General features: G+C 41.0%; 9 protein-coding genes and 1 tRNA gene. 7 read left to right on the forward strand and 3 right to left on the reverse strand.

Annotation, left to right across the window (positions count from 1 at the left end):
* Window positions 1–38 precede the first annotated feature (38 nt).
* Window positions 39–824, reverse strand: coding sequence for a sulfite exporter TauE/SafE family protein (locus JFU56_RS03150; protein ID WP_198435812.1), 786 nt, complete (start codon window positions 822–824; stop codon window positions 39–41).
* Window positions 825–958: 134 nt separating this feature from the next.
* Window positions 959–2,389 (reverse strand): basic amino acid/polyamine antiporter, encoded by a 1,431-nt coding sequence (locus tag JFU56_RS03155; protein ID WP_198435813.1) that lies wholly within the window; start codon window positions 2,387–2,389, stop codon window positions 959–961.
* Window positions 2,390–2,658: 269 nt separating this feature from the next.
* Here JFU56_RS03155 and JFU56_RS03160 point away from each other — a divergent pair, with 269 nt between their 5' ends.
* The 6 genes from JFU56_RS03160 to pfkA all read left to right on the forward strand — a co-directional run bounded on the left by JFU56_RS03160 (window position 2,659) and on the right by pfkA (window position 11,649).
* Window positions 2,659–6,513 (forward strand): ATP-binding protein, encoded by a 3,855-nt coding sequence (locus JFU56_RS03160; RefSeq protein ID WP_198435814.1) that lies wholly within the window; start codon window positions 2,659–2,661, stop codon window positions 6,511–6,513.
* Window positions 6,514–6,516: 3 nt separating this feature from the next.
* The gene (locus JFU56_RS03165; protein ID WP_019443171.1) at window positions 6,517–7,149 is read left to right on the forward strand and encodes a hypothetical protein; all 633 of its coding nucleotides are present in this window, start codon (window positions 6,517–6,519) and stop codon (window positions 7,147–7,149) included.
* Window positions 7,149–8,423, forward strand: a complete 1,275-nt coding sequence (locus JFU56_RS03170) for a hypothetical protein (RefSeq protein WP_198435815.1) — start codon at window positions 7,149–7,151, stop codon at window positions 8,421–8,423. The genes JFU56_RS03165 and JFU56_RS03170 overlap by 1 nt, the downstream gene beginning before the upstream one ends.
* A gap of 27 nt (window positions 8,424–8,450) precedes the next feature.
* A complete protein-coding gene (gene elyC / locus JFU56_RS03175) occupies window positions 8,451–9,206 on the forward strand; it encodes an envelope biogenesis factor ElyC (protein ID WP_198435816.1) in 756 nt (251 codons plus the stop codon).
* 233 nt (window positions 9,207–9,439) lie between these two features.
* On the forward strand, window positions 9,440–10,195 hold the full coding sequence (tpiA, locus tag JFU56_RS03180; RefSeq protein WP_198435817.1) for a triose-phosphate isomerase: 756 nt from the start codon (window positions 9,440–9,442) through the stop codon (window positions 10,193–10,195).
* A gap of 491 nt (window positions 10,196–10,686) precedes the next feature.
* Window positions 10,687–11,649: a 6-phosphofructokinase gene (pfkA, locus tag JFU56_RS03185; protein WP_198435818.1), complete on the forward strand. Its 963-nt coding sequence runs from the start codon at window positions 10,687–10,689 to the stop codon at window positions 11,647–11,649.
* Window positions 11,650–11,756: 107 nt separating this feature from the next.
* Here the strand turns inward: pfkA and uvrB are convergent, their stop codons facing one another.
* The gene (gene uvrB, locus JFU56_RS03190; RefSeq protein WP_198435819.1) at window positions 11,757–13,751 is read right to left on the reverse strand and encodes an excinuclease ABC subunit UvrB; all 1,995 of its coding nucleotides are present in this window, start codon (window positions 13,749–13,751) and stop codon (window positions 11,757–11,759) included.
* A 736-nt stretch (window positions 13,752–14,487) separates the two neighbouring features.
* On the opposite strand from uvrB, the gene JFU56_RS03195 reads away from it, so the two are divergent.
* A tRNA-Asn gene (locus tag JFU56_RS03195) sits at window positions 14,488–14,563 on the forward strand.
* Window positions 14,564–14,569: the final 6 nt, after the last annotated feature.

Genomic DNA, 14,569 nt, shown 5'->3' on the forward strand with positions numbered 1-14,569 from the left:
TTGAGCTATTCATAGCCTAGATCAATAAAATGTTCGTTTTAGAAGAAAATAAACTTCGAACCAACAACTAATAACAACAACGCAAAATAGCGTTTTAACACATGACTCGGTAATGCATGGGCTAGTTTTGCGCCTTGTTTAGCAAACACAGTACTGGTAATGATAATGCCGAAAAACGCTGGTAAATAGATATAACCTAAGCTGTATTCTGGTAGTTCTGGGTTATTCCAACCCGTGACGATATAACTACACACACCCGCCACAGCAATCGGTAAACCACACGCTGAAGAGGTCGCTACCGCATTACGCATTTCGACGCGACACCACGACAGGTAAGGAACAGTTAATGAGCCACCGCCAATACCAAACAAAGCTGAAATAGCACCAATCACACCACCTGCGACAGTCAAGCCTGCGCCTTTAGGTAAATCATGTTCTGCTTTTGGTTTCAGATCAAAGCCCATTTGCACCGCAACCGTTAGCGCATAAATACCGATGATCATTTGTAACGTTTCACCGGGCAAGTAATCAGCAAATATACTGCCGACGACAGCACCAATCACAATACCGACAGTTAACCGTTTAACCAGCGGCCAATCAATAGCGCCTTTACTGTGGTGGGTTTTAATCGAACTCAACGAGGTAAAGATAATGGTCGCAAGAGAAGTGCCTATCGCTAACTGAGTGAGTACATCTGGCGAAAGGTCTTGGAAGGTAAAAGATACAATTAATGCCGGGACAATAATCAAACCACCGCCGACACCAAACAGGCCAGCCATCAAGCCAGCTGCCGCCCCTAAAATTAAATATACAACCAAAATCATCGTTACAATTCCTTTTACAACATGCACCTATTTTTATAAGTGCTTATTTCATACATACCAGAGCCTATAAACGCCAGAGCTTTATACCGCTAGAGCTAAGTGGTGATAAGAGTAACAAAATTGTGGTTCAAATACTAAGACAGAGACAATACACCGGTTGATAACAGATAAATCGCACCGCCAGCTCCCGCCAATAGCAATGCTGAATAAGCATAATCGCGCTTACTAAATATTTGTTGTTTTTCCATCAATGCTTTTTTATAAATCAATACACCCGGTAAATACAGTAGTGCACATAACAGCATATATTCCGCGCCTGCGGCATACACTAACCAAGCACCGTAACACGATGAAATTAATGCAATAAACAAATCTTTCTTACGGTTTTCAGAGGCACCGTACCCTTCACCACTTAGCGCCACTTTCACGCCATAAGCACCAACAAGGAAGTAAGGTAATAATACCGCTGACGTCGCAATATTTACCAAGGCAAGATACGAGCTTTCTTGGATCAGCGTTAAGATTAAAAACAACTGCACCATACAAGACGAGAACCACAGTGATGTCGTTGCCGCGCCTTTACTGTTTTCTGTCGCAAATGCTTTCGGGAATAAACCCTCTTTAGCCGCGATAAAAGGGACTTCAGCGCTTACCACAGTCCAGCTTAATAACGCACCTGATACCGACACAATCAAACCGGCATTAATCAGCATTGCGCCCCAAGGGCCGACGATCACTTCTAAAATACTCGCCATTGAAGGGTTTTGTAATGCTGCTACTTCCGGCTGAGTCATCACACCTAAAGTGAATAAGCTCACTGCGATATACAATATTAATGCAGAGAACAAGGCAATACCCGTTGCTTTTGCGACATCACGCTTGTCTTTCGCACGGTTAGATAAAATAACAGCACCTTCAATACCGATAAACACCCACAATGTCACCATCATAGTCGCTTTCACTTGCTCTAACACCGAGCCTAATTCAGGGGTCTTATCGCCCCAAAAATCAATAGTGAATTTATCCAGTTTAAAGGCCATGATAGCCAAACAAACGAAGGTCAGAATAGGGATTATTTTAGCGATGGTTGCAAATACATTAATCAATGCTGCGCGGGTCACACCACGTAGTACCAATGCATGCATGAACCAAATAAGTAACGACCCGCCTAATACAGCAACCGGTGTATTACCCTGCCCCATCATTGGGTTTTCAGGGGTATCGACAAAGTAACCAATCGCACTAAAGAACACGACAGCATAAGATACGTTAGCGAGTAAATTACAGATCCAATAACCCCAAGCCGACATAAAGCCAATGTAATTACCAAACCCCGCTTGGGCGTACGAGAAAATACCCCCGTTCAAGTTAGGGAATCTCACCACTAAATTGCGTAATACTGTCACTAATGCCAGCATGCCACAGCCCGTAATCAACCAACCTAACGTGATTGCGCCAGGGGCTGCTGATACAGCAACATTTTGCGGAAGACTGAAGATACCAGCGCCAACCATGGTACTGAATACCAAGGCAACTAACATACCAAGTCCGAGTTTATTTTCCATCGATAATTCCTAATAAAGGTTACAATCCGACATAATATGCCAGTAAACACCTTATTTTCGTTCGTTAATATAATCTAATTCGACGGATTGTATTATAATATTTTATATATGCAAGAATATTCACTTAATTTGCATAAATCCAGACAAGTGACCAAGATTGCCGATAATGTGACCAGAACGAAGCGTCGCCCTATTAAACTTATCTTTTTTCCTTACATCTTGGTCATCATTCAGTTAAAATATGGGGTTCGATTTCTTGCATAATAATAATGATGATGACTGATTCTTCACAACAATATCTATGTCGCAAAACCTACCTTATTGATAGCTTTTGGCCTGGTAAATTACTCGAATTAAATAACGCGGGTAATATCAAGGTTGCGGGTACTAATGGTGCAGGTAAAACAACATTACTTAAACTGCCGATGCTGTTTTGGGGTGCTCGTCCTGGGCGTATTGTTGAGCGTAATGCGAACAAGAAATCATTTGCTGCTTATTATTTACCGCGCAAAACCAGCTACATCGTATTTGACTATCAACGTCCGAACGGCACAGGTACACCGCAATTGTGTCATGTGTTAATTAAAAGTGATGGCGACAAACTGCTTTATCGTTTTATTGATAGCCCATTCGATATCAAGATGTACCTTGATGATAACGGCAACATCTTCGCTGATGACGAAATTAAGCGTCAATATAAAGCCCAACGTAAATGCGAAGTCAGTAGCCTGTTAAGTGTAGATGACTATGCAAGAGTCATTCAAAATCACCGCGACCTTGGCGGCAAGAAATCACTGCGCCCACTACAACAACGTTTTTCGATGAGCCAATCACCGATTAAACACATTGAAAAAGTAGTGACGTCAGTATTCAACAAAATATCTAATTTCGACGTGATCAAACAAATGATCATCGAGATCTCACAAGATGCTATCAGCTCTGAAATGCTCAGTAACAATGTTACCGACATGGTCAACATTGATAAGACCGATATTGATAGCTGGCTAGCGGACCTGCATTCATCACAAGCAATCCTTAATTTAGAAGATAAGATCTTATCGTCATTAACTGACATTGACTCACTGATCGAAATTAAAGCAGATCTGCAGCACTTGCATCACCTTGCAGCTATCTATCAAGACAAGTGTAATCAAGATCAAGTTATCGCAGATACCCGTTTAAAAGACGTGTTAGTAGAGCTTGCTGAATTAAAAGAAAGCCACAGACAACAAGTCTTATCGATTGAAGATGCTTGCCACGATGAAGAAAAAGCGCACCGTGAAATTAAGCACGATTTAGATAAGTTAGAACAAGAAAAGATTGATTTTGAAGATGATGAAGCAGCAACCTATGAACAACGTGGTTCTGAGCTGTCTGATTTTTCCTTACGTTTAATCAACCTAAACAATGAAAAAACCCAGTTAAGTGAAAAGTCTGCCGATCTAAGCCGCACGTTTACAGAACAGCAGCAACAACAAGAACTTGAATTTAACAAGCGTGAACAGCAACTAACTAACGAAATCAGCTCTCAACAGCAGCAGTTAACTAACGCATTAAGCGAAAGTAACCTGCATTACGCCACACTAGAGAGCCAGTTAAAAACAGAAACACAAGCTTTGATTGATCAGTTAACGGAAAAGAAAACACCGTTAGAGCACGCCAAGATCTCGCTTAACTTGCAACTCGAACAACCGCAGCTTGATCCGGTACTGACGCTACAATCTCAGCAACTGCAACAAAACTTAAGCCAATGTCGCCGTAATATTAACGAGCGCCAAGAAACTTATAATCGCATTGGTAATGAATCACAAAGCCTACGCCAAAAACAGCATCAAGCGCTGCAAACCAATGACCGTTTAAAAATTGAATTAAACCATTTGGCCCAACAGCACCGCGATGTACAAGCATTATTAAGCCCAGAGAAAGGATCTTTACATGCCTTCCTGGTTGAACATGTGCCAAATTGGCAAGCGAATATCGGTCGTGTCATTAGCCCTGATTTACTCAGACATCTGCACCTTGAACCGGAATTATTAGCCGCCTTTAGTAATGCTGCAAAAGATAGCGAATCAGAAACAGCGCTCACTCAAGTACAAGATTTCTATGGCATCAAGATCAACCTTAATGCCCTCGAAAATGCATCATTTACCGATAGCGCATTAGCGGAAAAAGAACAGCATATTTCAACGCAAATCGGTGCGAAGAAAACAGAACTAGAACAACTGCAAAAAGCCCTTGAACAACTGAATAAAGACGTTGAAGAACTTGATAAGCAGTTAATGTCGAGCAAGCAATTATTGTTCAAACAGAACCAACTACTGACAGGTTTAATCAATGAAGAAGATGAGTTAGTCGGTAAGCTAGAACAACATAAAACGCTAGCGATTGCTCGCATTCAAACTGAATTAGCAGAAAACGATTTGCTGCTAGATCAAGCGCAGCAAGCATTAAGCCAAGCTAAAGTTGATTATCAAAGCCGTCATAACGAGCTAAACAGCGAACGTTTAGGCGTGCATTGCCAGTTAGAGACTGACTTCAATCAACGTATTGATAGTTATCAAACATCCTTGAATAATCTGCGTGATGATGCACAGATTGAAATGCAACGTATCGCAGATGCCCTGCAAGCAGCATTAAGTGACGCTGGTATTAATGCCAGTATCTTTAATGCCCTAGCAGCGAAAATAAAACAAACTAGCCAGGCTGTTGAGAATGCTAAGATATTCCAACAAAAAGCAGATAAATATAATAGTTGGTTAGAAACGTCATGGTCACAAGTCGAACCTGGCCGTGAGCGCTTACGCCGTTTAGATACCGCGATACACGGTTTCCAGCAGCAGTTAAAAGATAAAAAGCAAAACTACCAGCAATCAACTGACAAGTTAGAGCAAGAGAAAGCCCAGCTGGATAAACAAGTAACCGATTTAGTATTGCAATTAAAAGGCCTAGATAATAGCCTCGTAAAACTAGTCGACTACCCTGCTGTTGCTAACGATGATTTACCAGAATACAGCGTTAACAACATATCTAAATTAACTAACAGTCAGATGAGTCTGTTAGGTAAGCAGCAAAGTAATGTATTAAGCGCAGTGAGTAAGATTAGCAGCGAATTAAAACGTTACTCGAAAAGTACGCTACAAACAGGCTGGTTAGAAAACCGCATTGAAAGTGATTCGGAGCTGGTTAACTACCGCTTAGAAGAAGCGATTAACAGCGGCGAACAGCTAAGCTACGTGCTGAAAAATGCCAAGTTATTACAAACATCGACCACACATGAAGTCGAGTTACGTGCGAACGATATCTTGTCTATCTATACCCATTTAAGTAACTTTGATCGCAACATTACCCGTACTGGTCGTAAACTGTCTAGCCACATGAATGGTAAGCAGTTCTTTACCGCCTTGGGTGATATTAAGATTGCTATCCGCACCAAGATGGACAAGTTAGGTTATTGGCAGCAGCTGGAAAATGTGAACGATGCATTTGAAGCATACCAAGCCAATACCGAATTAACGCACGATCGCAGTATTCCCCAAGACTTGATAGATAGCTTAGATGAACTGTCAGCTGTATTACCGAAAAATAACAGCATGCAGCACAATGAACTGTTTGATATCGAATTTACCATTGTAGAAAACGGTCGTACGACCCGTGCTACCACACCGAAAGAATTAGAAGATGTATCATCGACGGGTTTATCTTACTTAGCCTTAATCACCTTCTTTACTGGTTTAACAACGATGTTACGCCCAGATGAAAACACGGTGATCACTTGGCCTGTGGATGAATTAGGCGAGCTGCATTCTGAAAACATTCAAGCCATGCTGGATATGTTAAACCAACACGGTATTCAGATCATGACGGCATCACCGTCAACCGATAAGTCGGTATTACAGTTATTCGATCACTTGTACGAAATTGATAGCCGTAACAAACGCCTGATCCAAATGAATGTAGATGACGATCCATTAATGGCATTGCTCAATGGCGATGCTAAACAAGCACTCATCGCCGGTTCTAGCGTAACGTCATCAGTAAACAGCAATGCAGAGTCGTCAACAGTACCAGTATCGACAACGCCTGTAAAAACAGCGTCAGCAACAACTATGCAAGAAGAGGTTTAACCCATGTTTCAAACTACCGTTGAATTATTGTTACAGGGTCATACCATTTGTCAGGTTAGTCAGCCTGATGCCTATCGCTACCTGTCTGAGCAAAGCCTGTTTGAAAAGGTAAATGATTACCTGCGTTTGATTAACCGTAAAGTAAAAGTCATTGAAGATGGCCTAGCTTTTGTTGCTTGTTACTGCACGATTGAAGAAGAAAACCGCGCGGATATTCGTCAACAGTTGCGCCAAGTACGTGATATTTTCCGCCCACTGGTTAACTTTCTTGAACTCGCGATGACAGCCCTAGTTCATGACTGTGCGATGCGCGCAGGCGATACTATTCGCTTGTCTGAGTTATTACGTGGTATTGAAAACGAACCAACGCTAAAGCAACAACTAGCGCTATTAACCAACAAAGGTATTTTCAAAACCAGCCGTAACGACATTTCAGAACAGCTTAACTTCATCCTTAAAAAACTTGATGAAGCGGGTTACGTACAACGCCTTGATACCGGCAGTACCATCTATCAGATCACCGCGAAGATGAACTACATTCACGAGTTAATTGATTTTATTAATGACAGTGAATCGTTAAAACTCGAAAAACAAGATAACCATATCTTCGATGACTCACAGTCGGAGATGTTCTAATGTCACAGCAGCAAAGCGCTTCTGAAGTCGAAAAAATTGCTCAGATAATTCGTAGCTCGTTTGCTAAATCAAACAGTACGATGTTGGCGCAAGCGTATTTCGATGGCAATGTAATAGATGATGGTGAGAATACCGCATTATTAGAAATGCTCACCAAAAATGGGCTGATCCGCCCAAGTGAAGAAGATGGCACTTACATGCTCGCCATCAACTTAAAACGTATTTTAGACAAGTTATTATTACGCCATGCGTCTTATCGTAAACGTACCGATATCGCAAAAGTCATGCAACACATCGACGGTGATATCAAATCCTATAAACGCGCACTGCTCACTGGCCAGCACAATGAAGTTGCTTTCTATTTAAGCCAAGTAGACGAAGAGCTTTACGGCATCGTTTACGAGTTAGAAGACAGTGTCAGTGGTTTGTTCGCAGCTATTACCAGTAAATTTGGTTTTGTTGATAGTTTAGAAAGCAAGATTCATGAGAATGAAAAAGCCATTGCCTACACAGAAGGCCTGCTTAACGCCTTAGCAGATATCAATCTTAACGATGTTTACGCCTGGTTAGATTGGGATGATGTACCAGCAGAATTAAGCCGTAAAGTTACTTTTTTCATTGATGGTTACCGTCGTATTAACCGTCAATTAGAAGGCGCGGTTCACCGTATGCGCCAGCTGTTAATGACGCTGCGTAAACAAAATGAACAAGTAGCTCGCCTCAAAGCAATGTCTAAGTACCTCAAAGACAACCCAATTTGGGAGCTAGACGATTACGATGAGCGTGAACACATACCAACTATCTTCAATCGCGTAGCACCGTTGCCATTATCAGCCAGTGTTGATATTAGTAATCAGGTACAGCAAGAAGAACTGACCGACATTTACAACACGTTACGTAAAGAGAGCAAGTCAGACGCTGAAACGGTTGACTTACGTAGCAGCGGTCGTATTGATGACTTGCAACAAAAGGCCCGTGAACTCGAAGCCGATTATGTGTTGTCACAGTGTGAAGCGTTATTTAAACAAGTACTGAGCAATAAAGGCGATAGTTTCTCTGCCCTGCACTATTGGCAACAAGACGGTCAGCTTACTGATATTTTACCTCAGCATTTATGGCTTAGTATTTTGTATAATGAATACCACAAGTGTGCACCAGCGGTACGCAAAGTCATGGTCATCGATTTCCCTGATGCCCTAACAACAGATTTACCGGGCTCGATATTAGTCTCAGGTAATTTACGTGTGAGTGATATTCAACTCCAACGCGCTTAATCCTCTCTAAACAGGTACCAATTATCCATGTTTGCACTTAAAAAAATAATTGGTACCTGGCTAATGCCACTACCTTTCCTGCTGACCCTTTTTATCCTTGCGGCATTATTATATAAACTCACGCGCTATAAACGCAGTGCTCAAATCCTATTTTGTAGTAGTTTTATTACATTATTACTATTAAGCCTCGATCCTGTTGCGACGCGTTTAGCCGCGACATTAGAGTCTCAGTACCCAAGTTATCAAGATCAAGCTGTCGATTATGTCCACGTATTGGGCAATGGTCATACAACAGTAGATAGTTTACCAATCACCAGCCAACTATCCCCAGCAGCCCTTGCTAGAACCATTGAAGGCGTACGAATTTATAAACTGAACCCGACGGCTAAGTTAATCTTCAGCGGTTACAGTGGCGGTGATATCAACAGTAATGCCATGATGAATGCGCGCTTAGCCATCGCGTTGGGCGTGCCAAAATCAGCCATTATATTATTAGAATCGCCTCGGGACACTATCGAGGAAGCTATTGAAAATAAAAACATTACTCAAGGTAAAGTGCTTGTATTGGTTACCTCGGCTACCCACATGCCTAGAGCCATGAGCATATTCAAACAACAAGGTCTATCTCCTATCCCAGCACCCACTGCACATGTCAGTAAAGCTCGCACAGGAATACAACCTTTACACTATTATTTTCCACGTGCGAATCACTTAGCCGTCAGTGAAAGAGCTATCCATGAGTGGTTAGGACTCGCTTGGTTGTCGTTAAAAAATAACCAATAGAACCGACATTCTGTAATTACTCGAAAAATCCCCCAGCAATTGTGTAGGTAAACGTGGGGCAAGTCACAGTTACTGTATTTTATGTAGTTTTATTACCAAAAATTGTCTTGTGACAACTTGCCCTAGCGCTAGATGACTCTATAATCATCTCATGTTCTTAATTAAAGTCGCTTTGACATAATGTCAGCACTTAGATTAATGAAAAATAGCTTTAAACCATATCGGAGATAGACATGAGACAAGCACTAGTAATGGGTAACTGGAAATTAAACGCAACTAAAGCATCTGTAGAAGCTCTAGTTAACGGTTTAGTTGATGCGGCAAAAGAAAATGCAACTGTTGAAGTTGCTGTATGCCCTCCTGCTGTTTTTATCCCACAAGTTGAAGCATTAACTGCTGACACTGCAATTACATACGGCGCACAAGATTGTGACGTTAATACAGCTGGCGCATTCACTGGTGAAAACTCAGCAGTAATGTTAAAAGAATTCGGTTGTAAATACACACTTGTTGGTCACAGCGAACGTCGTGTTATCCACGGTGAATCAAACGAAGTTGTTGCTGACAAATTTGCTGTTGCACAAGAAAACGGTCTAGTACCAGTTCTTTGTATCGGTGAAACACTAGAGCAATTCGAAGCTGGCGACACTAAAACTGTTGTTGAAGCACAACTACAAGCTGTTGTGACTAAATCTGGTATCACATCACTAAATAATGCAGTAATTGCATACGAACCAGTTTGGGCTATCGGTACTGGTAAAACAGCAACACCTGAAATTGCACAAGACATCCACGCTCACATCCGTTCATGGGTAGCAGAGCAAGATGCAGCTGTAGCAAACAAAGTTCAAATCCTTTACGGTGGTTCAGTTAAAGGCGCTAACGCTGCTGAATTATTCGGTCAAGCAGACATTGATGGCGGCCTAGTAGGCGGCGCTTCACTAGACGCTGTAGAATTCTCTAAAGTTATTGCTGGTGCGTCTGCATAATAGCGATTAAGTCTGACCTAGATAGTACATCAACGCTAGGTCAGATAGATTAGGTCGAATAAAAAGTGTAGTAATATGGCTGATAGTACAGCTTGTAACAAAGTCACTATTACTACACTCCTTTCTTATTAAACTTATCTTGTTAAAAATAAAATTGCGCCGAGGCATTATTTTATTTAACGATTGAAAGTTTCATATGAAAGCGTGATTAATATCACTTTAGTAATAAAATAAGTCATAAAGACACGAAAAGAATAACAGAGCTAGTTATAATGAATACACAAGACTAGCGATAACAAATTAACATTAAATACGACGTTAATTTGAAAGTTAAATAGAAAAATAGAATGTAGCAGCGACAGATATATAACATTGGTGTGCTAAAAAATGAATAAGCGTGCCATCACCTGCTGCACAGTACTTGTCCTTTATAAGGACACTACTTTAACCCAATAAATAAAGTATCATCGATTGATATATTTGAGGCTTCAATGATTAAAAGAATAGGTGTTTTAACAAGTGGTGGTGATGCACCAGGCATGAACGCAGCAATCCGAGCAGTTGTACGTGAAGGCTTACATCTTGGCTTAGAAGTTTATGGTATTTACGATGGTTATGCTGGTTTACACGCGGATCGTATCGAGAAACTAGATCGTAAATCTGTTTCTGATGTCATTAACCGTGGTGGTACTTTCTTAGGTTCTGCACGCTTCCCTGAATTTAAAGAACAAAGCGTTCGTGAAGAAGCAATTAAGAACCTTAAAAAACACGACATCGATGCACTTGTTGTTATCGGTGGTGACGGCTCTTACATGGGTGCGATGAAACTAACTGAAATGGGCTTCCCATGTATCGGTATTCCAGGCACGATTGATAACGATATCCCAGGTACTACATATACGATTGGTTTTGATACTGCACTAAACATCGTCGTTGATGCGATTGACCGTTTACGTGACACATCAACATCTCACCAACGTATCTCGATTGTTGAAATCATGGGCCGTTACTGTGGTGATTTAACCATGGGTGCTGCGGTTGCCGGTGGTGCAGAATTCGTAGTGATCCCAGAAAAAGGCTATGATGAAGCTGATTTATTAGCACAAATTAAAGCGGGTATCGATAAAGGTAAGAAACATGCCATTATTGCAATGTGTGAACATGTAACAGACGTGAACCAGCTTGCAAAACATATCGAATCAGTAACAACACGTGAAACACGCGCAACAGTGTTAGGTCATTTACAACGTGGCGGCACACCAACTGCTCGAGACCGTATCATGGCTAGCCGTATGGGTTCATACGCAGTTAAGTTATTACTAGAAGGTGAAGGCGGCCGCTGTGTTGGTCTAATGAACTCAAAAATGGTTCACCACGACATCATCGATTGTATTACCAATATGAAACGTCCGTTCAACCAAGAGTTATTTGATCTGTCTGATTCATTATTCTAAGCACTTACTGAATTATAACTGAGTAAGAGCTAAATAAGATCACGTTAGCTTTAAAAGACTTGAACAAAAAAGCGAAATCGACTTACATTGATTTCGCTTTTTTTGATCTATTGTATTAATTGTTCACGCAGCTTCGCCACTTTATCACGGGTTTCACCGGCTTTTTCAAATTCTAGATCTTGCGCATATTTATACATTAGCTCTTCTAAACGTACAATTTCTTTACTGAGCTCTGCAGGAGTAAATATCGCATACGTGGCTTTCTGCTCGGCAATATGCATCATCTGCTGTTCAGGCGTTCGGCCGATGTTAAAGCCATCTCCCACCTTCTTCTTCAATCCCGTTGGGGTAATACCATTTTTGATATTATGTTCATGCTGCAATGCTCGGCGACGTTCCGTTTCACTGATCGCTTTATCCATCGACTTAGTAATACGGTTAGCATATAAAATAGCCTTACCTTCTAGGTTACGCGCTGCACGACCAATGGTTTGGATCAGTGAACGTTCAGAACGTAAGAAACCTTCTTTATCGGCATCCAGAATAGCCACTAATGAAACCTCTGGCATATCCAGACCTTCACGCAGTAAGTTAATACCGACGAGTACGTCAAATACACCTAAACGTAGGTCACGGATGATTTCAACACGCTCAACAGTATCAATGTCAGAATGCAGGTAACGTACCTTCACTCCATGATCAGCAAGATATTCAGCCAGATCTTCAGACATACGTTTAGTCAGTGTCGTCGCTAATACCCTCTCGCCTTTTGCTACCCGAATATTAATCTCACTAAGTAGATCATCCACCTGAGTATCAACAGGGCGCACCTCAATAAGTGGATCTAATAGTCCGGTTGGTCGTACGAGCTGCTCAACAATTTCACCATCACAACGATCTAATTCATACTGACTCGGCGTCGCTGAAACATATAATGTTTGCGGTGAAATAGACTCAAACTCTTCAAACTTAAGTGGTCTGTTATCTAATGCTGACGGTAATCGGAATCCGAATTCAACCAGCGTTTCTTTACGCGAGCGATCACCTTTATACATGGCGCCAATTTGTGGCACTGTAACGTGTGATTCATCGATAACTAATAAGCCATCATCAGGTAAATAATCCAGTAGGGTTGGAGGCGCATCACCCGGCGTACGGCCAGACAGGTAACGTGAGTAGTTTTCAATGCCCGAGCAATAACCTAATTCTTGCATCATTTCGATATCAAACTGCACTCGCTGACTGACACGCTGTTCTTCAATCAGTTTATTTGCTGATAATAATTGTTTTTTGCGCTCCGACAATTCAACTTTAATGTGTTCAATCGCCGCTAAGATCTTTTCTCTTGGTGTTACATAGTGAGTCTTAGGATAAATAGTCGCGCGTTCTGCTGTTTTCTCTATAGCCCCCGTTAGCGGATCAAAATAACTGATACGCTCAACTTCATCATCAAACATCTCGATACGCACAGCATGCTTATCAGATTCCGCAGGGTAAACATCGATGACTTCGCCGCGCACACGGAATGTCGAACGTTTAAAATCCATGTCGTTGCGGGTATATTGCAATTCAGCTAAACGACGAATGATACTACGCTGGCTAATCATCTCGCCCACCGATATATGCAGCATCATCTTAAGATAAGACTCTGGATCACCCAAACCATAAATAGCAGATACAGAGGCAATTAAGATCACATCACGACGTTCTAATAAGGCTTTAGTAGCTGACAGGCGCATTTGTTCGATATGTGCATTCACTGCTGCATCTTTCTCAATAAAGGTATCAGTGCTGGGTACGTAGGCTTCTGGCTGATAATAATCGTAGTAAGAAACAAAATACTCTACCGCATTGTTAGGGAAGAATTCTTTCATCTCACCATAGAGCTGTGCGGCAAGGGTTTTATTTGGCGCCATCAATAATGTCGGCCGATTTAATTTCGCGATCATATTTGCGACAGTATAGGTTTTACCCGAGCCTGTTACGCCGAGTAAGGTTTGACTGGCAACACCAGCCTCAAAACTATCAACTAGTTTTTCAATCGCTTGAGGCTGATCCCCGCTGGGGGTATATTCAGAACATAGATCGAATAGAATCGTCATTATTTAATGCCACAACTTAGCTTATAAAGTATATATTTCCATAATACCAATTTACACTTAGTCCGCCAGATAAATTATTAGCGCATTATAGTTACTTGCAGCGATAAAAATAGGACAATCATTCTAAAACAATCAATAACAAACAAATGTCAAGCAGTTATCAACAGTTTTAAAAAAAACATTTTTTTTGTGGTTGTTTTTGATACAAAGAATTTAAAACTGAATTAACCCCATGTATAACCCGATAAAACAAATAACATAAAGACATGATTTAAAACACTTAAACGGCATTTTAAACACCTTTTAATAGAGCTATTCAAAATAACGCTAGTGACAGATATATACGTCCGAACAATTTAATCCACAGAGTTACCCACAGATTTAGTGGATAACTTAAGAAATATGTCATATCCAACGATTCGTGGCATAAAGAAAACATCGAGTCCTATTTTTAGCATACCTAGAGCATGGATGTTTACCTATAAATAGGAGAAAACACTTTTTAATCATGCCAAGTAAAAATCAACGTACTAAGAACGTTGAAAATACATACAAGTCTGGATCCTTTAGGTATAAATCAATTGTTTACTTAAACTACGCTATCAGTAATTCTTAACCATCATCGTTCAGATATTCAACAAACAAAGCGCAAATGGCATTTTAGCCTGTTTTATCATTGACACTAAAAGCATCTGACCTTAATATTCGCCCCGTCTTCGAAACAAAGACAAGTAATTCCCTTTTAGTTCAGTTGGTAGAACGGTGGACTGTTAATCCATATGTCGCTAGTTCAAGTCTAGCAAAGGGAGCCATATTAT

This window comes from Moritella sp. F3 (assembly GCF_015082335.1).
GTDB lineage: Bacteria > Pseudomonadota > Gammaproteobacteria > Enterobacterales > Moritellaceae > Moritella.